General features: G+C 74.4%; 16 protein-coding genes. All 16 read left to right on the top strand.

Features of this window, described 5'->3' with window-relative positions; genetic code table 11:
• Positions 1-232: 232 nt before the first annotated feature.
• The 16 genes from glgP to IPM45_13505 all read left to right on the top strand — a co-directional run bounded on the left by glgP (position 233) and on the right by IPM45_13505 (position 20,287).
• A complete protein-coding gene (gene glgP / locus IPM45_13430; protein ID MBK9180535.1) occupies positions 233-2,392 on the top strand; it encodes an alpha-glucan family phosphorylase in 2,160 nt (719 codons plus the stop codon).
• A 118-nt stretch (positions 2,393-2,510) separates the two neighbouring features.
• A complete protein-coding gene (locus IPM45_13435) occupies positions 2,511-3,614 on the top strand; it encodes an NTP transferase domain-containing protein (GenBank protein ID MBK9180536.1) in 1,104 nt (367 codons plus the stop codon).
• Positions 3,615-3,666: 52 nt separating this feature from the next.
• Complete coding sequence (locus IPM45_13440; GenBank protein ID MBK9180537.1) at positions 3,667-4,650, top strand: ribose-phosphate diphosphokinase; 984 nt, start codon at positions 3,667-3,669, stop codon at positions 4,648-4,650.
• Between the two features lie 84 nt (positions 4,651-4,734).
• Positions 4,735-5,376 (top strand): 50S ribosomal protein L25, encoded by a 642-nt coding sequence (locus IPM45_13445; protein MBK9180538.1) that lies wholly within the window; start codon positions 4,735-4,737, stop codon positions 5,374-5,376.
• A gap of 69 nt (positions 5,377-5,445) precedes the next feature.
• Positions 5,446-6,003: an aminoacyl-tRNA hydrolase gene (locus IPM45_13450; protein ID MBK9180539.1), complete on the top strand. Its 558-nt coding sequence runs from the start codon at positions 5,446-5,448 to the stop codon at positions 6,001-6,003.
• A 110-nt stretch (positions 6,004-6,113) separates the two neighbouring features.
• Positions 6,114-7,049, top strand: a complete 936-nt coding sequence (locus IPM45_13455; protein ID MBK9180540.1) for a hypothetical protein — start codon at positions 6,114-6,116, stop codon at positions 7,047-7,049.
• Between the two features lie 123 nt (positions 7,050-7,172).
• Complete coding sequence (gene mfd / locus IPM45_13460; protein ID MBK9180541.1) at positions 7,173-10,727, top strand: transcription-repair coupling factor; 3,555 nt, start codon at positions 7,173-7,175, stop codon at positions 10,725-10,727.
• The gene (locus IPM45_13465) at positions 10,724-11,728 is read left to right on the top strand and encodes a peptidylprolyl isomerase (GenBank protein MBK9180542.1); all 1,005 of its coding nucleotides are present in this window, start codon (positions 10,724-10,726) and stop codon (positions 11,726-11,728) included. The genes mfd and IPM45_13465 overlap by 4 nt, the downstream gene beginning before the upstream one ends.
• Positions 11,725-13,173, top strand: a complete 1,449-nt coding sequence (locus tag IPM45_13470; protein ID MBK9180543.1) for a MazG family protein — start codon at positions 11,725-11,727, stop codon at positions 13,171-13,173. The genes IPM45_13465 and IPM45_13470 overlap by 4 nt, the downstream gene beginning before the upstream one ends.
• An 81-nt stretch (positions 13,174-13,254) precedes the next feature.
• Positions 13,255-14,538, top strand: a complete 1,284-nt coding sequence (gene eno, locus IPM45_13475) for a phosphopyruvate hydratase (GenBank protein ID MBK9180544.1) — start codon at positions 13,255-13,257, stop codon at positions 14,536-14,538.
• A 61-nt stretch (positions 14,539-14,599) separates the two neighbouring features.
• Entirely contained in the window at positions 14,600-14,938 is a 339-nt protein-coding gene (locus tag IPM45_13480; GenBank protein ID MBK9180545.1) for a septum formation initiator family protein, read from the top strand.
• A 13-nt stretch (positions 14,939-14,951) separates the two neighbouring features.
• Positions 14,952-15,344, top strand: coding sequence for a DUF1622 domain-containing protein (locus tag IPM45_13485; GenBank protein MBK9180546.1), 393 nt, complete (start codon positions 14,952-14,954; stop codon positions 15,342-15,344).
• 38 nt (positions 15,345-15,382) lie between these two features.
• Positions 15,383-17,659 carry a xanthine dehydrogenase family protein molybdopterin-binding subunit gene (locus IPM45_13490; protein MBK9180547.1) on the top strand — a complete coding sequence of 759 codons (2,277 nt, stop codon included), beginning with the start codon at positions 15,383-15,385 and terminating at the stop codon, positions 17,657-17,659.
• Positions 17,656-18,696, top strand: a complete 1,041-nt coding sequence (locus IPM45_13495; GenBank protein MBK9180548.1) for an ATP-binding cassette domain-containing protein — start codon at positions 17,656-17,658, stop codon at positions 18,694-18,696. The genes IPM45_13490 and IPM45_13495 overlap by 4 nt, the downstream gene beginning before the upstream one ends.
• Entirely contained in the window at positions 18,693-19,493 is an 801-nt protein-coding gene (locus IPM45_13500; protein MBK9180549.1) for an ABC transporter permease, read from the top strand. Before IPM45_13495 ends, IPM45_13500 begins: the two co-directional genes overlap by 4 nt.
• The gene (locus IPM45_13505; GenBank protein ID MBK9180550.1) at positions 19,490-20,287 is read left to right on the top strand and encodes an ABC transporter permease; all 798 of its coding nucleotides are present in this window, start codon (positions 19,490-19,492) and stop codon (positions 20,285-20,287) included. The genes IPM45_13500 and IPM45_13505 overlap by 4 nt, the downstream gene beginning before the upstream one ends.
• The last annotated feature ends 22 nt before the right edge of the window (positions 20,288-20,309 follow it).

Raw genomic sequence — 20,309 nt, forward strand, 5'->3', positions numbered from 1 at the left:
GTTTCCCTACAGCCAGCCGTCCACGTCGCCGTCGTCGAGCCGTTGACCCTCGTCCTCGCTGTCGCGATCCTGGCCGAGGCCGTGCGGCGGGCGCGGGCGCGGGAGGGGGAGGGGGAGCGGGAGCGGGAAGGACCGTCGACTCGTGACGGGGCCCCGTCCCCGGCGTACGGTGTCGAGGAGCAGGCCGGCGCGTGCGGCGCGTCGGTGACCGGAGCGAGCCTCGGGGGGGACCATGGCAGCTGACGGCAGCGCAGACGTCGCGGCGGCGGCCGCCGCCCTGTCCGCCCGACTCCCCGAGCGACTGCGCCCCTTGGCGCCCGTCGCCTACAACTACCTGTGGAGCTGGACCGAGGACGGACGGGTCCTGTTCCGCGATCTCGACCCCTACCGGTGGGAGCTGTCGTCGGGGAACCCGGTCCGCTTCCTCGAGCAGATCACGCCGGCGTCGCTCGAGCGGATCACCTCGTCGCCGGAGCTGCTCGCCCGCATCGACGGGCTCGCGGCCCGGGTCGAGGCGGGCCTGCGCCCGAGGGATCCGTCCGAGGCGGGACGGGCCGAGGTCCTCGCCGACGAGGTCACGGGCCCGGTCGCCTTCTTCTGCTCGGAGTTCGGCGTCCACACGTCGCTGCCGGTCTACTCCGGCGGGCTCGGCGTCCTCGCCGGGGACATGCTGAAGGAGGCGTCCGACCGGGCGCTGCCCTACGTCGGCGTCGGCCTGCTCTACCGCCGCGGCTACTTCCACCAGCGCGTCGACCTGTCCGGGTGGCAGCACGAGTCGTGGGAGGAGCTCGATCCCGAGCACAGCGCCGCCGTGCGCGTGACCACCGACGGCACGTCGCCGCTGCTCGTCACCGTGCCGCTCTCCGGCCGCCACGTGGTGTGCCAGGTGTGGCGAGTCGACGTGGGTCGGGTCCCGCTGTACCTCCTCGACGCCGAGCGACCCGAGAACAACCCCATCGATCGTTGGATCACCGCCCGGCTCTACGAGGGCAACCGGGCGCTGCGGCTGGCGCAGTACGGGGTGCTCGGGATCGGGGGCATCCGCGCCCTGCGGGCCCTGGGGATCGATCCCGCCATCGTCCATCTCAACGAGGGCCATCCGGCGCTCGCCGCGCTCGAGCTCGCCGCGGAGCAGGTCGCCGACGGCGTGGCCTTCGACGACGCGATCGCCCGAGCGCGCTCGAAGGTCGTGTTCACGACGCACACGCCCGTGCCCGCCGGCAACGAGAGCTACTCGCCGGACGAGTTCCTCGCCGTCTTCGCCGACTGCCCGACCCGGCTCGGCATCGACGCCGACCGGTTCCTGCGGATGTGCCGCGTGCACCCCGACGACCACGGCGAGGGCGTGGGCATGACGCCCCTCGCCATCCGGATGAGCCGCCACGTCAACGGGGTGAGCCAGCGCCACGGAGGCATCGCCCGGGCCATGTGGCAGCCCATGTTCCCCGGCCGCGCGGTCGACGAGGTGCCCATCACCGCCGTCACCAACGGCGTGCACCTGCCGACGTTCCAGGCCCCGCCCATCCGCCGCCTGCTCGACGCCGCGGCCGGGCCGGACTGGGCCGAGCACACGACCGACCCGGGCGTCTGGCGCGTCGTCGACGACATCCCGGCCGCCGAGTGGTGGGCGGCACGGTGCGAGGTGCGGGCCAGCCTGATCGAGCGGGTTCGACGTCACGCCATCAACGATCGGCTGCGGCGCGGCGAGCAGATCGACTACGTCGAGGCCGCCGCCGAGACCTTCGACGCCGACGCCCTCACCATCGGCTTCGCCCGCCGCCTCGCGACCTACAAGCGCCTGCACCTGCTGACCCTCGACCCGGCCCGGGCCCTCGCGATGCTCGACCGACCGCAACCGGTGCAGCTGCTGTTCGCCGGCAAGGCCCACCCGAACGACGACGGCGCCAAGCGCATCGTCCAGCAGATGTTCCAGCTGAAGGGCGCGCCGGGGGTGGCCGGGCGGGTCGCCTTCCTCGAGGACTACGACCTCTCCATGGCCGGCTGGCTGTCGGCCGGCTGCGACGTGTGGGTGAACCTGCCGCGGCCGCCGAACGAGGCGAGCGGCACGAGCGGGATGAAGGCGGCGGTCAACGGCGGGCTCAACCTGAGCGTGCTCGACGGCTGGTGGGCCGAGGCCTACGACGGCACCAACGGCTGGGCCATCGACGGCGAGGTCGACCCCGACGAGGCCGCCCAGGACGCCCGCCACGCGGCCGCGCTGTACGACCTGCTCGAGGGCGAGGTCCTGCCCCTCTTCTACCAGCGCGACGAGGACGGCGTGCCCGTCGGCTGGGTCGAGCGGATCAGGGCGTCGCTGCGAACGCTCGGCCCGCGGTTCACCGCGACCCGCATGGTCGAGGACTACGTCCACACCGTGTACCCCACCTCCTGATCCCGGGCCCGAGCCGCAGCGCACGTGGTCGGAGCTCCGGTCCGCCGCGGGGCGTGTTCACCGAGCCTTCACCAGGGGGGACACCGCTCGGCGTGCCGCTGGCGCTAGAACGGTGGTCATGAGCCGCCCCCTGAGCGCCGTGGTCATGGCCGCCGGCGAGGGCACGCGGATGCGGTCCACCCGGCCGAAGCCCCTGCACCTGCTGTGCGGGCGCCCGATGCTGCTCTACGTGCTCGACGCCATCGGCCCCCTCGACGTGGAGCGCACCGTCGTGGTGGTCGGCCACGGCGCCGAGCGCGTGTCGAAGAAGGTCATGGACCTGGCCGCGCCCGACCTGCGGGTCGAGTTCGTGGAGCAGCACGTGCAGCGAGGCACCGCCGACGCCCTCTCCGTGGCCCTCACCGCCTTCCCCGACGACGACTTCGACGACGGCGACCTGCTGGTGCTGCCCGGCGACACCCCGCTGCTGCGGCCCGGCACCGTCGAGGCCCTCGTCGCCGGGCACCGGGCCAGCGACGCCGCGGCCACCCTGCTCACCGCCCGTGTGCCCGATCCCACCGGCTACGGGCGGGTCGTGCGCGGCAAGGACGGGCGCGTGGCCCGGGTGGTCGAGCACCACGACGCCACCCCCGACGAGCGGGCCATCGACGAGGTCAACACCTCGATCTACTGCTTCCGCCGCAGCGTGGTGGCGCCGGCCCTTCGCCGGATCTCCCCCGACAACCACCAGGGCGAGTACTACCTCACCGACGTCGTCGCGGTGCTGGCCGAGGCCGGGTACCGGGTGGACGCCCTCGTGGCCGACGACGCCGGTGAGACCGGCGGCGTGAACGACCGGGCCCAGCTGGCCGAGGCCGAGTCGGCCCTGCGCACGCGCACGAACCAGGCCTGGCTGCGGGCCGGGGTCACCATGGTCGACCCCCGCCGGACGTACGTCGACGCCACCGTCGAGCTGGCCCGCGACGTCACCCTGTTCCCGGGCGTCATCCTCCAGGGACGCACCGTCATCGGCGCCGGCACCGAGGTGGGGCCCGGCTGCCACCTGGTCGACACGGTGGTGGGTGAGGGCTGCCACCTTGAGGCGGTGGTAGCCCACGACGCCGAGATCGGGGCCGAGGCACGGGTGGGGCCGTTCGTGGCGCTCCGGCCGGGCGAGCACATCCCTCCGGGCGCACGGACCGGCCCGTTCTACACTCCGGAGGGAGAGGGCGGAGCCGGCTGACGCGGCGTCGCCCTGCAGCGTCCCCACGGGGACCAACCTCAGGACGGCGCCCATGGAGCTGGTGACCAAGAAGCGGCTGGTGCTCTACTCCGGCCGCGCCCACCCGTCGCTGTCCGAGGAGATCGCGGCCCACCTCGGCGTGGAGCTGGCCGAGCCCAACCTGGTCGACTTCGCCAACGGCGAGATCCGGCCCCGGTTCTCGGAGTCGATCCGCGGTGCCGACGTGTTCGTCATCCAGGTGCACGCGTCGACCGCCGGGCTCTCGGTGAACGACGCCATCATGGAGCAGCTGATCATGATCGACGCGGCCAAGCGGGCGTCGGCCAAGCGGATCACGGCGGTGTGCCCCTTCTACGGCTACTCCCGCCAGGACCGCAAGGCCGAGGGCCGCGAGCCGATCACCGCCCGCCTCCTCGCCGACCTGCTCAAGGCGGCCGGCGCCAAGCGGATGGTGAGCGTCGACCTCCACTCCGGCCAGATCCAGGGCTTCTTCTCGGGCCCCGTCGATCACCTCACCGCGATGCCCGTGCTGGTCGAGTACCTCCGCGACCAGGCCAGCAGCGACATCGTGGTCGTCGCTCCCGACGCCGGCCGGGTGAAGGTGGCTGAGCGCTTCAGCCAGCACCTCAACGCCGACCTGGCCTTCGTGAACAAGCGGCGCCCCAAGGGCATGGCCAACCTCGTGGTCGCCCGCGACGTGGTGGGCGAGGTCGACGGCCGCCACTGCGTGATCATCGACGACATGATCGACACCGCCGGCACGATCTGCGCGGCGGCCGAGATCCTCGTGGAGCGCGGTGCCACCGAGGTGTGGGCCATGGCCACCCACGGCGTGCTCTCCGACCCGGCCATCGACCGCCTGAAGAACGCGCCGATCTCTCGCGTGGTGCTCACCAACACGGTGCCCCTGCCGCCCGACAAGGAGATCCCCAAGATCGAGGTCCTCTCGGTGGCCCGGATCATCGCCGACGCCCTCGACGCGGTGTTCGAGGACACCTCCGTCTCGGAGATCTTCGGCGGCGAGAACCAGCACTGAGCCCCCGTCGCCTGGGCTCGGGGCGGGGCGCTGGCGTACACTCGCCGGCTGTCCCTCGAACACCTCCCGCAGGAGCGCGTCACCATGCCTGAGCTCACCCTCGTCGCCGACACCGGCCGTCCCCTCGGCTCACGGGCCTCGAACCGGTTGCGCAACGAGGGCAAGGTGCCCGGCGTGGTCTACGGCCACGGCTCCGACCCGGTGTCGGTGGCCGTCGACGCCCGCACCCTGCGCCACATCCTGGTGAAGGAGGGCGCCAACGCCGTCATCGACCTGGTGATCGACGGCGAGAAGAAGCTCACCCTGGTGCGCGACCTCCAGCGCGACCCGATTCGCCGGGCCATCTCGCACATCGACTTCCTGCTCATCCGCCGCGACGAGGTGCTCGCGGTCGACGTGCCGATCGTGCTCGAGGGCGAGGCCGCCGACGTGGAGCGTGAGGGCGGCCTGGTGACCCAGTCGATGTCGTCGCTCACGGTGCAGGCCCTGCCCGGCGACATCCCCGCGCAGATCGTCATCGACATCTCCCCGCTCACGCTCGGCCAGCAGATCCGCGTCGGCGACCTGCAGCTCCCGGCCGGGGTCACCACCGAGGTCGACCCCGAGGAGCTGGTGGTGGCGGCGGAGCAGACCCGCGCCGCGGCCGTCGAGGGCGAGGCCGAGGGCGAGGCCGAGGCCGAGGGTGCCGAGGCCGGCGGCGAGGCCGCCGAGCCGGCCGAGTCGTAGCCCGGCGGCGTCCTCGTGGGGCTCCTCGGGCGCGGCGCGTCCGAGCGTCGAGGTACCCCCGCCGACCTCCTGGTGGTCGGGCTCGGCAACCCCGGTGACGAGTACGCCGGCACGCGCCACAACGTCGGCGCCGAGGTCGTCGCCCTGCTCGCCGCCCGCCACGGCGGCTCGCTCCGGCGGGGCAGGGAGCGGGCCCTCAGCGGCGAGGTCACGATCAGCGGTCGGCGCGTGGCGTTGGCGTTCCCCCAGACGTACATGAACCTCTCGGGCGAGTCGGTGCGCCTCCTCGCCCGGCGGTTCGGCGTGGGCGATCCGGCGCACCTGGTGGTGGTGCACGACGAGCTCGACCTGCCCGTGGGACGGCTGAAGGTGAAGGTGGGCGGGGGCCTGGCCGGCCACAACGGCCTCCGGTCGATCGTGTCCCACCTGCACAGCCAGGAGTTCGTGCGGGTGCGGATCGGCGTGGGGAAGCCGCCGGGCCGGCAGGCGGGGGCCGACCACGTGCTGCGCCGGCCCACCAGGGCCGAGCGGGCCGAGCTCGACGTGGTGGTGCAGGAGGCGGCCGACGCGGTCGAGGCCATCGTGGTCGACGGCGTCGCGGCCGCCATGAACCGCTACAACGCCTGAGGGTCGCGCACCACCCGTTCTGCGCCCGGCCGGCCACCTCCACGGTGGTCGAGCGGTCGGAGAACCGGCCAGACGCCGTTGCTGACACACCGCGTCCGTACCGTGGGCCCATGGGTTCCCTCGACGCCGCCATCCTCGCCCTGGCGTCGACCCGCTGGGGCCTCGTCACCCGTCGTGAGCTGCTCGCGATCGGGGTGACCCCTCGACAGATCGACGGGCGCACGGCGGCCGGGGTGCTCGTCGCCGTGCTCCGGGGGGTGTACCGGGCCGCGGCCTGGCCACCCTCGCCCGAGCAGGCCGCGGCCGCTCTGTCGCTGGCCGTCGGCCCCCACGGCGCCCTTTCGCACCGCTCTGCCGCGTGGCTGTGGGGCCTCGCGACCGGTCCGCCCCCTCGGCCCGAGCTCACCGTGGCCGGGGGCCGCCGCCCGGGCCGGCCGGGTGTGCTGGTGCACCGCACCCGCGAGCTCCCGCCCGTCGACGTCGTCGGTAGGCCCGACGGGATCACGCTCACGAGCCCCGGCCGCACCTTGTTCGACCTGGCCGGTGTCGTCCCCTTCGCCGACCTGGTCGACACCTGGGAGCAGGCGGTCGTGCAGCACCTCGTCGACCAGCGCCGCCTGCGGGCGGTGCTCGATCGGCTGGGGGCCAGGGGCCGGCCGGGCACGGCGGCGGTCCGGCGGCTGCTGGCCGCGTCGCCGCTGGTCGGCGGGCCGGCGCCCGACAGCCGGCTCGAGCTGCGGTTCGAGCGCCTGCTGGTCGACGCCGGGCTTCCCCGCCCCGTGCGCCAGTACCCGCTCCGGGTCGGGGGTCGCACGATCCGGCTCGACCTCGCCTATCCGCAGGCCCGACTCGACCTCGAGGTCGACGGCCGGCGCTTCCACGTGGGCGAGGCGTTCCAGCGCGACCGCGAGCGCGACCGGCTCGTGGCCGCGGCGGCGTGGCTCCCGGTGCGCTTCACCGCCCTCGACATCGACGAGCAGCCGGCCCGCGCGGTGGCCACCGTGACGGCCCTGCTCGCCACCCGCACCCGTTCCCTGGCCGGTTGACCACCGCAGGGGTGGTCGCGTGGACGAAGAAGGCGAGCGGCGGGTGCGGCGAGCGGCGGGTGCGGCGCCGGCCGTGCGGCGCCGGCGCTCGGCGCCGGCGGCCGCCGGTACCCTGGCGGGGTGATCCCCCCGACCGCGCCGGTCGAGGGGGCCCGGTCGCGCCTGGGGCCCCTCGCCGCTCTCCCGGCACTGCTGCGCGACGAGCCGGCCGTGGCCGGCGTGCTCGGCCGCCGCCAGGCGGTGCTGGCCGTGCCCGAGCCGGCCCGGGCCCTGGTGACGGCCGGGCTCGCCACCCTCTCCAGCCGGCGGCCCTTCCTGGTGGCGGTGCCCACCGGCGCCGAGGCGGAGCGCCTGGCCCACGACCTCACCGCCTACCTCGGGCCCGACCAGGTGGAGCTGTTCCCGGCGTGGGAGACCCTGCCCTTCGAGCGGGTGAGCCCCAGCGTCGAGGCCATGGGCCGGCGCCTGCGCGTGCTGTGGCGCCTGCGGCAACCGGAGCACCACCCGGCCGTCGTGGTGGCGTCGGTGCGGGCGCTCGCCCAGCGGCTCGGCCCGCACGTGGAGGACGTCGAGCCGCTCGTGGCGCGCCCGGGCGAGCGGTTCGACCCCACCGAGGTGGTGGAGCGTCTCGTGGCCGGGGGCTACCGGCGCGAGTACCAGGTGGAGCACCGCGGCGAGGTGGCCGTGCGGGGCTCGATCGTCGACGTCTTCCCCTCCACGGCCGACGGCCCCGTGCGCATCGACCTGTGGGGCGACGAGGTCGACCGGCTCACGGCCTTCTCGGTCACCGACCAGCGGTCCACCCATGAGGTGGCCGAGGTCGAGGTCTTCCCGGCGCGGGAGCTGCTGGCGTCGGCCGAGGTGCGGGCCCGGGCCGAACGGCTCGTCGCCCTCGAGCCGTGGGGCCGTGAGCAGTGGGAGCGCCTGGCCGAGGGAGCGGTGTTCGACGGCATGGAGAGCTGGCTGCCGTGGCTCACCGAGGGCGAGCACCTGGTGGTCGACCTGCTCGGCGCCGAGGCCCAGGTGGTGCTGGTCGACCCCCGCCGCCTGCGTGACCGGGCCGGCGACCTGCTGGCCGAGGAGGCCGACCTGGCCGGGGTGCTGGCCCGCACGTGGGGCGTGGCCCCCGCCGCGGCCGACGACCCGGCCCTGCCCCGCCTGCACCTGCCGTTCGACCGCCTGCTGGCGCACACGCAGGCGGCCGCGTGGACCATGACCACCGCTCCCGAGGGCCCCGACGTGGCCACGGTGACCGCGATCGGGTGGGACTCGGCGGCGGGGGCGGGCGGCAGCGAGCGCCTCACCCGCCGCCTGCGCGAGCTGGTCGCGGGTGGCTACCGGGTGGTGCTCGCGGCCGACGGCGCCGGCTCGGGCGCCCACCTGGTCCGGCTGCTCCGCGACGAGGGCATCGAGCTGGTCGACGCCACCGGGCCGGCCGGCCTCGACGGCGAGGGGGCCGACGTCACCCGGCCGGGTGGCTACGCCGTGGTCGAGCCGCTCGAGCGCGGGGTCGTGCTGCCCGAGGTGAAGGTCGCGGTGCTCGGCGAGGCCGACGTGACGGGTCGCCGGCGGGCGCACCGCGCCGCTCGCCCGCGCCGGCGCGACGCCCAGGCCTTCTTCGACGACCTCCAGCCGGGGGACTTCGTGGTCCACCACCACCACGGGGTGGCCCGGTACGGCGGCATGGTGAAGCGGGCGATCGGCGGGGTCGAGCGCGACTACCTGCTGCTCGACTACCGGGGTGGCGACAAGCTGTACGTGCCGTCCGACCAGATCGACGCCGTGCGCCACTACACCGGTGGTGACAGCCCGAGCCTGCACCGGCTGGGTGGCAGCGACTTCGCCCGCACCAAGGCCAGGGTGCAGTCGGCGGTGCGGGAGATCGCCCAGGAGCTCGTCGTGCTGTACCAGCGGCGGGTCCACACGCCGGGCCACGCCTTCGCGCCGGACACGCCCTGGCAGCGCGAGCTCGAGGACGCGTTCCCCTTCACCGAGACGCCCGACCAGCTGGTCGCCATCGCCGACGTGAAGGCCGACATGGAGGCGCCCACGCCGATGGACCGCCTGCTGTGCGGCGACGTCGGCTTCGGCAAGACCGAGGTGGCGGTGCGGGCGGTGTTCAAGGCGGTGCAGGACGGCAAGCAGGCCGCGGTGCTGGTGCCCACCACGCTGCTCGCCCAGCAGCACGGGCAGACGTTCTCCGAGCGCTTCGCCGGCTACCCGGTGCGGGTCGAGGTGCTCTCGCGGTTCCTCACGCCGGCCCAGCAGAAGCGGGTGGTCGAGGGTGTCGCCGACGGCAGCGTCGACGTGGTCATCGGCACGCACCGGTTGCTGTCCGACGACATCTCGTTCCGGGAGCTCGGGCTGCTGGTGGTCGACGAGGAGCAGCGCTTCGGCGTGCAGCACAAGGAGGCCATGAAGAAGCTGAAGATGGACGTCGACGTGCTCACCCTCACGGCCACGCCCATCCCCCGCACCCTCGAGATGAGCCTCACCGGCATCCGCGACCTCACGCTGCTGCACACCCCGCCGGCCGACCGCCAGCCGATCCTCACCTACGTGGGGGAGTACGACGAGCGGGCGGTGGCCGAGTCGCTCCGGCGGGAGCTGCTCCGTGAGGGTCAGGTGTTCTTCGTGCACAACCGCGTGCAGGACATCGAGAAGGTCGCAGGTGAGCTGCGCGACCTGGTCCCCGAGGCGCGCATCGCCGTCGCCCACGGCCAGATGGACGAGGGCACCCTCGAGCGGGTGGTGCTCGACTTCTGGGAGGGCGACTTCGACGTGCTCGTCTGCACCACCATCATCGAGAGCGGCATCGACATGCCCACCGTCAACACCCTGGTGGTCGACCGGGCCGACCTGCTCGGCCTCGGGCAGCTCCACCAGCTCCGCGGGCGGGTGGGACGGGCCGGCCAGCGGGCCTACGCCTACCTGTTCCACCCCCGCGACCGCGTGCTCACCGAGGACGCCTACGAGCGGCTCCGCACCATCTCCGAGAGCACCGAGCTGGGCTCGGGGTTCAGGATCGCCATGCGCGACCTCGAGATCCGCGGTGCCGGCAACCTCCTCGGCGAGACCCAGTCGGGGCACATCGCTGCGGTCGGCTACGACCTGTACTGCCAGATGGTCACCGAGGCGGTCGCCGAGCTGAAGGGCGAGGAGCCGCGCGAGCCGGCCGAGATCAAGCTCGACCTGCCCGTCGACGCCAACCTGCCGGCGGGCTACGTCGGTCGGGAGGAGCTGCGCCTCGAGGCCTACCGGCGGCTCGCGGCGGTCACCACCGACGGCGAGGTCGACGACATCCGAGCGGAGTGGGAGGACCGCTACGGGCCGGTGCCCCCGCCGGCCGCGGCGCTGCTCGACGTGGCCAGGTTGCGCGCCGCGTGCCATCGGCTCGGGCTCCGGGAGGTGAACGTCACCACCGCCCCCGGGCTGGGGCCCCGCTCGGGGCTGCTGGCGCGCCTGTCGCCCGTGCGCCTCCGCACCAGCCAGGAGATCCGCCTGAGGCGCCTGGCGCGCGACGCCGTCTACAAGGAGGAGCAGGGCCAGCTGCAGGTGCCGCTGCGGGCGGGCGGCGACGTGGTGGCCTCGCTGCTCGGGTTCCTCGCCGAGCTGTTCCCGGGCGACGGGCCGACTGGTGCCGACGGGGCCGCCTCCCTAGCATCGGCGCCGTCGTGACGCGCCTGCTCGCCCTCGTCGCCCTCGCCCTCGCCGGCGCCCTCGCGGTGTCCGGGTGCGCTGCGGCCGAGCCCGACGCGGCCACCGTCAACGGCGACGCCATCGCCCGGTCGCAGCTCCAGGACGAGCTGCAGGCCATCGCCGGCAACGACGCCTACGTGCAGAGCCTGAGCGCGGGCGGCCTGGTGGTCACCGGCGCCGGCGCGAACAGCCTCCGCTCCGACTTCGTGTCGCTCGTGCTCGGCCGGCAGGTGGAGTGGGAGCTCATCGGCGCCCGCGCCGCCGGCGAGGGCCTCACCATCGACCCCTCGGTCGAGGCCGCGGCCCGCCAGCAGGTGATCGAGTCGGTGGGCGGCCAGGAGGTGTTCGACCAGTTCCCGGCCAGCTACCAGGACTTCCTCGTCGAGCAGTGGGCCACCGCGCTGGCCGTGCAGCTGTCGTTCGTGGGGCTCGACAAGGTCGACGATGCGACCCTCGAGGCCTACTTCGAGGACAACGCCGAGCAGTTCGAGGAGGTGTGCGTCCGCCACGTCCTGGTGGCCACCGAGGCCGAGGCCCAGGCGGTGGAGGCCCAGCTGGCCGCGGGCGCCGACTTCGCCCAGCTGGCCCGTGACCTGTCGACCGACCCCGGCTCGGCCGAGCAAGGGGGCGACCTCGGGTGCGTGAGCCGCGGCCAGTTCGTGGCCGAGTTCGACGACGCCGTCTTCGCGGCCGAGGTGGGGGAGCCGACCGCGCCGGTCGAGACCGACTTCGGCTGGCACGTGATCCTCGTGACCGAGCGCCGCACCCCCGACTTCGCCGACGTGAGGGACCAGCTGCTCCAGACCGTGCTGGCCTCGGCCGACGCCGACTTCGCGGCGTGGCTCGCCGGGGCCAAGGCCGACGCCGACGTCGAGGTCGACCCTCGCTACGGCACGTGGAGCGCCGACCAGGGGACGGTGGCCCCGCCGACCACCCTGCTGCCCGACCCGCTGTCGCCGCCCGCGCCGCCGGGAGGGTGACGCCCCGGGTCGTGGTGGTGGGGCTCGGCCCGGCCGGGCCCGAGCTCGTCACCCGCGCCACGCTCGCCGCGATCGAGCGCGTCCCGGCCCGCTTCGTGCGGACCACCCGCCACCCTGCGGCGTCGGTGGTGCCCGCCGCCACCTCGTTCGACTCGGTGTACGACGCCGCGGCCACCTTCGACGAGGTCTACCGCCGGATCGTGGACGCCCTGGTCGAGGCGGCCATCGACGAGCGCGAGGTGCTGTACGCGGTCCCGGGCTCGCCGGTGGTCGCGGAGCGCACCGTGGCGCTGCTCCGCGCCGATCGGCGGGTGGCCGTCGAGGTCCTGCCCGCCCTGTCGTTCCTCGACCTGGCGTGGGCCCGGCTCGGGGTCGACCCGGTGGCGCTGGGCGTGCGGCTCGTCGACGGCCGGGCCTTCGCCGTGGAGGCCGCGGGGGAGCGGGGCCCCCTGCTCGTGGCCCAGTGCGACACCCGTGCGGTGCTGTCCGACGTGAAGCTCGCCCTGGCCGAGGCCATGGACCGCCGGCCGGGCCACCCGGGGGGCGGGACCCTCACCGTCACGGTGCTCCACCACCTCGGCCTGCCCGACGAGGTCGTCGTGCCGCTGCGCTGGGACGAGCTCGACCGCTCGGTGGAGCCCGACCACCTGACCTCGGTGTGGCTGCCCGCCCTGGCCCCGCCGGTGGCGGCCGAGGTGGCCCGGTTCGCGGAGCTGGTGCGCACCCTGCGGGAGCGGTGCCCCTGGGACCGCGAGCAGACCCACCGCAGCCTCACCCGGCACCTGCTGGAGGAGACGTACGAGGTGCTGGAGGCGATCGAGGGGCTCGACGAGGGCACCGGGGCCGGGGCCGAGCACCTCGAGGAGGAGCTGGGCGACCTGCTGTTCCAGGTGGTGTTCCACGCCACGCTGGCCGCCGAGGAGGGCTGGTTCACGCTCGACGACGTGGCTCGGGGGGTGCACGACAAGCTGGTGCGGCGGCATCCCCACGTGTTCGGCGACGTGCAGGCGGCCACCGCCGAGCACGTGGTCGCCAACTGGGAGCGCATCAAGCAGGCCGAGAAGGGCCGCGAGAGCGTGATGGACGGCATCCCCGGCAACCTCCCGTCGCTCGTCTACGCCCAGAAGATCCAGCGCAAGGCCGGCTCCCTCGGCCTCGAGCCGCCGCCCGGCGGGGCCGGGCTCACCGACACGGTGCTCACCGACACGGCCGTGGGCGACGCGCTGTACGCGCTGGCCGCCGCGGCCCGGCGGGCCGGCATCGACGGCGAGGCCGCCCTCCGGGTCGCGGCCGGGCGGGTGCGCGATCGCGTCCGCGCGGTGGAGCTGCTCGCCGCCAGCCGGGGCGTCGACGCGGCCGCACTCGACCGGGACGCGCTCGAGGCGCTGTGGGCCGAGGTGGGGGTCGGCGGGCGGGGTGCGGGCGGCGCCGGCGCGGCCGACTAACGTTCGCCACATCGGCCACACCAGCAACAGCCACGAACGGGCCGATCGGCCACCGGCCGGGCACTGCGGAGGCGTCAGCGCATGAGCACGATCGAGCACGTCGTCGGGCGCGAGGTCCTCGACTCGCGGGGCAACCCCACGGTCGAGGTCGAGGTGTACCTGGCCTCCGGGTCGAGCGGCCGGGCCATCGTGCCCTCGGGCGCGTCGACGGGCGAGCACGAGGCGGTCGAGCTCCGCGACGGCGGCGAGCGCTACCTCGGCAAGGGCGTGCTGGGCGCGGTCGAGCACGTGAACGACGAGATCCTCGACGCCGTCGTCGGCCTGGAGGCCATCGACCAGCGGTCGGTCGACGGCGCGCTGGTCGACCTGGACGGCACCGACAACAAGGCGCGCCTCGGCGCCAACGCCATCCTGGGGGTGTCGCTGGCGGTGGCGCGCGCCGCGGCCGACGAGGTGGAGCTGCCGCTGTACCGCTACGTCGGTGGCGCCAACGCCCACGTGCTCCCGGTGCCGATGCTGAACGTCGTCAACGGCGGGGTCCACGCCGACAACAACGTCGACCTGCAGGAGTTCATGATCATGCCGGTCGGTGCCGGCTCGTTCTCGGAGGCGCTGCGCTGGGGCGTGGAGACCTACCACGCCCTCAAGGGCGTGCTGAAGGCACGGGGGCTCTCCACCGCCGTGGGCGACGAGGGTGGGTTCGCCCCGGACCTGGCCTCGAACGAGGACGCCATCCGGGTGCTGATCGAGGCCATCGAGCAGGCCGGCTACGCGCCCGGCGACGACATCGCCATCGCCCTCGACCCGGCGACCAGCGAGCTCTACCGCGACGGCGCGTACCACCTCACGGGCGAGGGCCGGGTGCTGTCGAGCGCCGAGATGGCCGGCTTCTGGGCCGATCTCGTCGACCGCTACCCGATCGTGTCGATCGAGGACGGCATGGCCGAGGACGACTGGGACGGCTGGGCCCAGCTCACCGCGGCGGTGGGCGACCGGGTGCAGCTGGTGGGCGACGACCTGTTCGTGACCAACGTCGAGAGGCTGGCCCGGGGCATCGCCGCCGGGGTCGCCAACTCGATCCTCGTGAAGGTCAACCAGATCGGCTCGCTGACCGAGACGCTCGAGACGATGGCCCTGGCGACGCGCTCGGCGTACACCTCGGTCATGTCGCACCGCTCCGGCGAGACCGAGGACACCACCATCGCCGACCTGGCCGTGGCCACCAACTGCGGGCAGATCAAGACCGGCGCCCCGGCCCGGTCGGACCGGGTGGCCAAGTACAACCAGCTCCTGCGGATCGAGGCCGACCTGGGCGAGTCGGCCGCCTTCCCGGGCCGGGCCGCCCTGGCCCGCGGCGGGGCCTAGGCGACGCGACGCCGGGACGCCGGGGCTCCGGGGCCAGAGGGGGTTCGGACAGGTGCGGGGCATGCGGCGGGCGGTGTGGCCCCTGCTCGCCACCGTCGTGCTGGTGGGGGTGCTGTTCCTCGCCGTGTTCCCCACCCGCACGTTCCTCGGCCAGCGCGCCGCCATCGAGCGGGCCGAGCACCAGCTCGGCGTGCTGCGCGGCCAGGCCGACGAGCTCCAGCGGCGCGCCGATGCCCTCGACACCGACGCCGAGATCGAGCGGCTCGCCCGAGAGCAGTACAGCCTGGTGCGGCCGGGCGAGCAGGCCTTCGCGGTGCTCCCCCCGCCGGCGGTGACCACCCCCCCGTCGTACTGGGCGGGGCTGCTCGGGCCGCTCGGCGCCGTCGACGCCGAGGGGTAGCAGGGCCCGGGCCATGACGTTCGCGCAGGTGATCGACGACGTCGTCCGGGTGTTCGAGGGTGCCGGCGTCGCCGTGCTGGTCGTCGGCTTCGTCGTGGGGTTCGTGCGCTGGGGGCGCACCGTGGCCTCACGCCGCGGCAACGGAGCGACCGGGGCCAACCGGCGCCTCCGCAACGACCTCGGCGTCGCCATCCTCCTCGGCCTCGAGATCCTGGTGGCCGCCGACATCATCCGCACGGTCGCCGTCGACCCCACCCTCGAGAGCGTGGCCGTGCTCGGCCTCATCGTGGCGATCCGGACGTTCCTCAGCTTCTCGCTGGAGGTGGAGATCGAGGGGGTGTGGCCGTGGAGGCGGGGCGCCGCCCTCCTCGGCCCGGGCGCGCGGAGCGCCGACTCGGCCGGGTAGCCTCCCGCCGTCCGCATGCGGGGGAGGGAGTCGGCTCGATGAGCATTCTCGGGAACAGGGTGCTGCGCAAGGAGGACCCGAAGTTCCTCACCGTGGGTGGCACGTACACCGCCGACGTGCGCGACCCGCGCCTCGACGGCTCGGCCTACGTCACGTACGTGCGGTCGACGATGGCCCACGCCACGATCTCGTCGGTCGAGCTGGAGGACGCCCGCCGGGCCCCCGGCGTGCTGGGCGTCTACACCGCCGCCGACCTGGGCCTCACGGCCACGCCGCCGGTGATCCCGCTGCTCGACCAGGCGATGGTCCGCTCGCTGCTGGCGCAGGGCACGGTGCGCTTCGTGGGCGAGGCGATCGTGGCGGTGCTCACCGAGGACCCCTACCAGGGTGAGGACGCCGCCGAGCTGGTCGTCATCGACTACGAGCCCCTGCCGGCGGTGATCGACTTCGACGACGCCCTCGGCGGGAGCAACCTCCTGTTCCCCGAGGCCGGCACCAACGTGTGCCTGGAGATGAGCTTCGGCTCCGATCCCACCCTCTTCGACGGGTGCGACGTGGTGGTGTCGCAGCAGGTGCTGAACCAGCGGCTGGCCGCCTGCCCCCTCGAGGTGCGCAGCGCCGCCGCGGTGTGGGACGGCGGGCGGCTGGTGCAGTGGCTGAGCACCCAGGCCCCGCAGTCGAGCCGCGACGCCCTGCAGAGGCTGTACGGGCTGCCGGCGGGCGGCGTGCACGTGATCGCCCCCGACGTCGGGGGCGGGTTCGGCGCCAAGATCGGCATCTACCCCGAGGAGCTGCTCCTCGGGATGCTCGCCCAGCGTGCCGGCCGGCCGGTGCGGTGGCTGGAGAGCCGCAGCGAGAACATGGTGGCGCAGGGCCAGGGCCGGGCCCAGCGCCAGGAGATCACGATCGGGGGCAGCCGCGACGGCAGGGTGCTGGCCTACCGGCTCGACGTCCTCCAGGACAGCGGCGCCTACCCCGACGTGGGTGCGGTGCTGCCCGCGTTCTTCACCCGCCAGATGGCGGCCGGCGTGTACGACATCCCCAGGATCGAGTGCAACTGCCGGTCGATCGTCACCAACACGGTGCCGACGGTGCCGTACCGGGGGGCGGGCCGGCCCGAGGCCACCGCCGCCGTCGAGCGGGCCGTCGACCTGTTCGCGGACGCCATCGGGATGGATCCGGCCGAGGTGCGCCGGGTGAACCTCATCGGCAAGGACGCCTTCCCGTTCACCACCCCGGTGGGTGCCACCTACGACATCGGCGACTACGAGCGGGCGCTCGACCTGGTGCTCGAGGCGGCCGGCTACCAGGAGCTGCTGGCCGAGCAGTTGCGCCGCCGGGAGGCCGGCGACACCGTCCAGCTCGGGATCGGGCTGTCGACGTACGTGGAGATCACCGCCGGCGCGCCGCCCGCCGACGAGGCGGCCCGCATCGAGGTGAGGCCCGACGGGTCGGCCGTGGTGTACACGGGCACGTCGCCGCACGGCCAGGGTCACGCCACGTCGTGGGCGATGCTGGCCAGCGAGCAGACGGGCATCCCCTTCGACCGCATCGACGTGATCCACGGCGACACCGACCTGGTGCCCAAGGGCGGGGGCACGTACGGGTCGCGGTCGCTGCAGATCGGCGGCAGCGCCGTGAACCAGGCGGCCATCGAGCTGGTCGACGCCGCCCGCGACCTGGCCGCACAGCTGCTCGAGGCCAACCCCGACGACCTGGTGCTCGACAAGATCGACGGGGCCTTCCACGTGGCCGGTACGCCGGCGGCCCGCAGGACGTGGGCCGAGCTGGCCGCGTCCACCGACAGCGGCCTGCTCGCCGTCGACACCATCTTCACCGCCAGCGGGCCGACGTTCCCGTTCGGGGCACACGTGGCCGTGGTGGAGGTCGACACCGAGACGGGCCAGGTCCGGCTGGTGCGCCACGTGGCCTGCGACGACGCCGGCCGGGTGCTGAACCCGCTGCTGCTCGAGGGCCAGATCCACGGCGGCATCGCCCAGGGGGCGGCCCAGGCGCTGCTGGAGGAGGTCCGCTACGACGACGACGGCAACCCGGTCACGTCGAACCTGGCCGACTACGCGTTCCCCTCGGCCGCCGAGCTCCCCTCCTTCGAGGTCGTGCACATGGAGACCCCCACGCCGGTGAACCCGCTGGGGGCCAAGGGCGTGGGCGAGTCGGGCACGATCGGCTCCACGCCCGCCGTCCAGAACGCGGTCGTCGACGCCCTGTCCCACCTCGGCGTGCGCCACGTGGAGATGCCCGCGACCCCCGAGCGGGTGTGGCGGGCCGTCGAGGCCGCCCGCGCCGGGTCGTGACCGGCCCCAGCCGACCCGGCGCCCACCCCATCGAGGCCGAGGGCCTCGTCCGCCACTTCGGCGACGTGGTGGCCGTCGACGGGGTCGATCTCGAGGTGCGCCAGGGCGAGATCTTCGGGTTCCTCGGGCCGAACGGTGCCGGCAAGTCGACGGTGGTGCGCATGCTCACCACCCTGCTGCGGCCCACGGCCGGCACGGCCCGCGTGGCCGGCTTCGACGTGGTGCGCGACGCGTCGAGGGTGCGACGCGCCATCGGCGTCGCCCTCCAGGACGCAGCGATCGACCCGCTGCTCAGCGGGCGCGAGCTCATCCGCCTGCAGGCGGTGCTGCACGGAATCGGGAAGGCCCGGGCCGAGGAGCGTGGCACCGCGCTGCTCGAGCGGGTCGGCCTCACCGGGGCGGCGGACCGGCGGGTGGGCACGTACTCGGGCGGCATGCGACGCCGGCTCGACCTGGCCCTGTCGCTGGTGCACGAGCCCGACGTGCTCTTCCTCGACGAGCCCACCACCGGGCTCGACCCGATGAGCCGCATCGCCCTGTGGGAAGAGGTGCGCAACCTCAACACCGAGCACGGCACCACGGTGATGCTCACCACCCAGTACCTGGAGGAGGCCGACCAGCTGGCCGGCCGCATCGGGATCATCGACCACGGCCGGCTCGTGCGGTTGGGCGAGCCCACCGCGCTCAAGAACGAGGTCGGGGCCCCGACCCTGATCGTGGCGGTGCTCGGCGAGCGCCGCGAGCTGGCCCTCGAGGTCCTCCGGCGCTTCGGGCCCGAGCGGGCCGCTCCGGAAGGGCTGCTGGCCGTGGGCCTGGAGGGTGGGGCCCCCGAGCTGCCGGCCGTGGTGCGCGCCCTCGACGACGCCGAGGTGCTCGTGACGCACATGGAGCTCAACGCCCCCAGCCTCGACGACGTGTTCGCCGACGCCACCGGGCGCCGGCTGGAGGGCGCCGAGGGCGCGGCCGAGGGCGAGACGGCCGAGGAGCCGGCGTCCGGGCCCCAGCCACCGCGGCGCGGCGGAGGCCGGCGGCCGTGACCGCCCCCGCCGCCGGTGCGTCGCTGCACCCGGTCCGCCAGGCGGTCGCGCTGGCCCGCCGCTCGGTGCAGGGCACGCTGCGCCAGCCCGCGTTGATCGCGCCGGCCTTCGTGTTCCCGCTGTTCTTCGCCGCACTGAGCTCGGCCTCGTTCGGCAAGACGACCCAGCTGGCGGGCTTCCCCGAGGTGAGCTCGTTCCTCGACTTCCTGCTGCCGGCGACGGTGGTCCAGGGCGTCATGTTCGGGTCGGTCCAGGCCGGCGCCGACCAGGCGGTCGACATCCAGGACGGCTTCTTCGAGCGGCTGATCAGCTCGCCGGTCTCCCGGGTGTCGATCCTCGTCGGCCGACTTGCCGGCGCCGCCGTGCTCGGCGCCGTCCAGGCCGCGGTGTTCATCGTGATCCTCGGCATCTTCGGGGCGCGGGTGTCGAGCGGCGTGCCCGGGGTGCTGGTGCTGCTGCTCACGGCCTCGCTGGTGGCCCTCGGCCTCGGCGGGCTGATGGTGACCTTCGCCATCCGCACCGGCTCGGCCGAGGCCGTGCAGGCCGCCTTCCCCCTCGTCTTCGCATTGCTGTTCTTGTCGTCGGCCTTCTTCCCGGTCGACCTCATGACGGGCTGGTACGCCACCCTCGCCAGCTGGAACCCGGTCACCTGGATGATCGACGGCGCCCGCGCCCTGGTGATCTCCGGGTTCTCGTGGTCGGACGCGGCCACCGCCCTCGCGGTGCCGCTCGCGATCGCCGTGGTGACCGTGTCGCTGGCCGCCCTCGCCCTGCGGCGCCGACTGGCGGCCGCGTGAGCACGGGCACGAGCGCGGCGGCCCCGGCGGCCCGGCTGTGGCCGGTGAGCTGGTCGATCGCCCGGCGCAGCCTGCTGCTGATCGCGCGCGTCCCGTCGACGTTCGTGCCCACCCTGGTGATGCCCCTGTTCTTCGTGCTGGCCTTCACGGGGGCCTTCAGCGCGATCGTGAACCTGCCGGGGTTCCCCACCGACTCGATCACCGACTGGTTCGTGCCCTTCGCGGCCGTGCAGGGTGCGGCCATCGGCGGGGTGACCATCGGCTACGGCACGATCCGCGACATCGAGACCCGCTTCATCGACCGGCTGCTGTCGTCGCCCGCCCCGCGGGGTGCCCTGGTGGTGGGCCCCCTGGTGGCCGGTGTCCTCCGGGCGTTCCTGCCCATGACGGTGGTGCTGCTCGCCGGTGCGCTGGTCGGCCTCGCCCTCCCGGGCGGTGCGCTCGCGGTGGCGCTCCTGTATCTCGCCGGGGCGGGCACGGCCCTGGTGGCCGGCGCCTACGCCCTCGGCCTGGCCTTCCGCATCCAGAGCCAGCAGGCGGCCCCGCTCATCCAGTTCGGGATCTTCCTCACGATCTTCCTGTCGACGGCGCAGGTGCCCCTGTCGGCCATGAGCGGCTGGCTCGAGGCGGTGGCCACGGTCAACCCGGTCACCCAGATCCTCGACCTGGCGCGCGCCGGGTTCGTGGGGCCGGTGACGTGGGGCGAGGTGTGGCCCGGGCTGCTGGCCCTGGCGGCGCTGGGCGTCGTCTCGGTGGCGTTCGCGGCGCGGGGACTGCGCCGCCTCGTGCCCTGACGCGCGCCGCAGCGCGGCGCGG

This window comes from Acidimicrobiales bacterium, assembly GCA_016716005.1.
In the GTDB taxonomy this organism is placed as follows: Bacteria; Actinomycetota; Acidimicrobiia; order Acidimicrobiales; family JADJXE01; genus JADJXE01.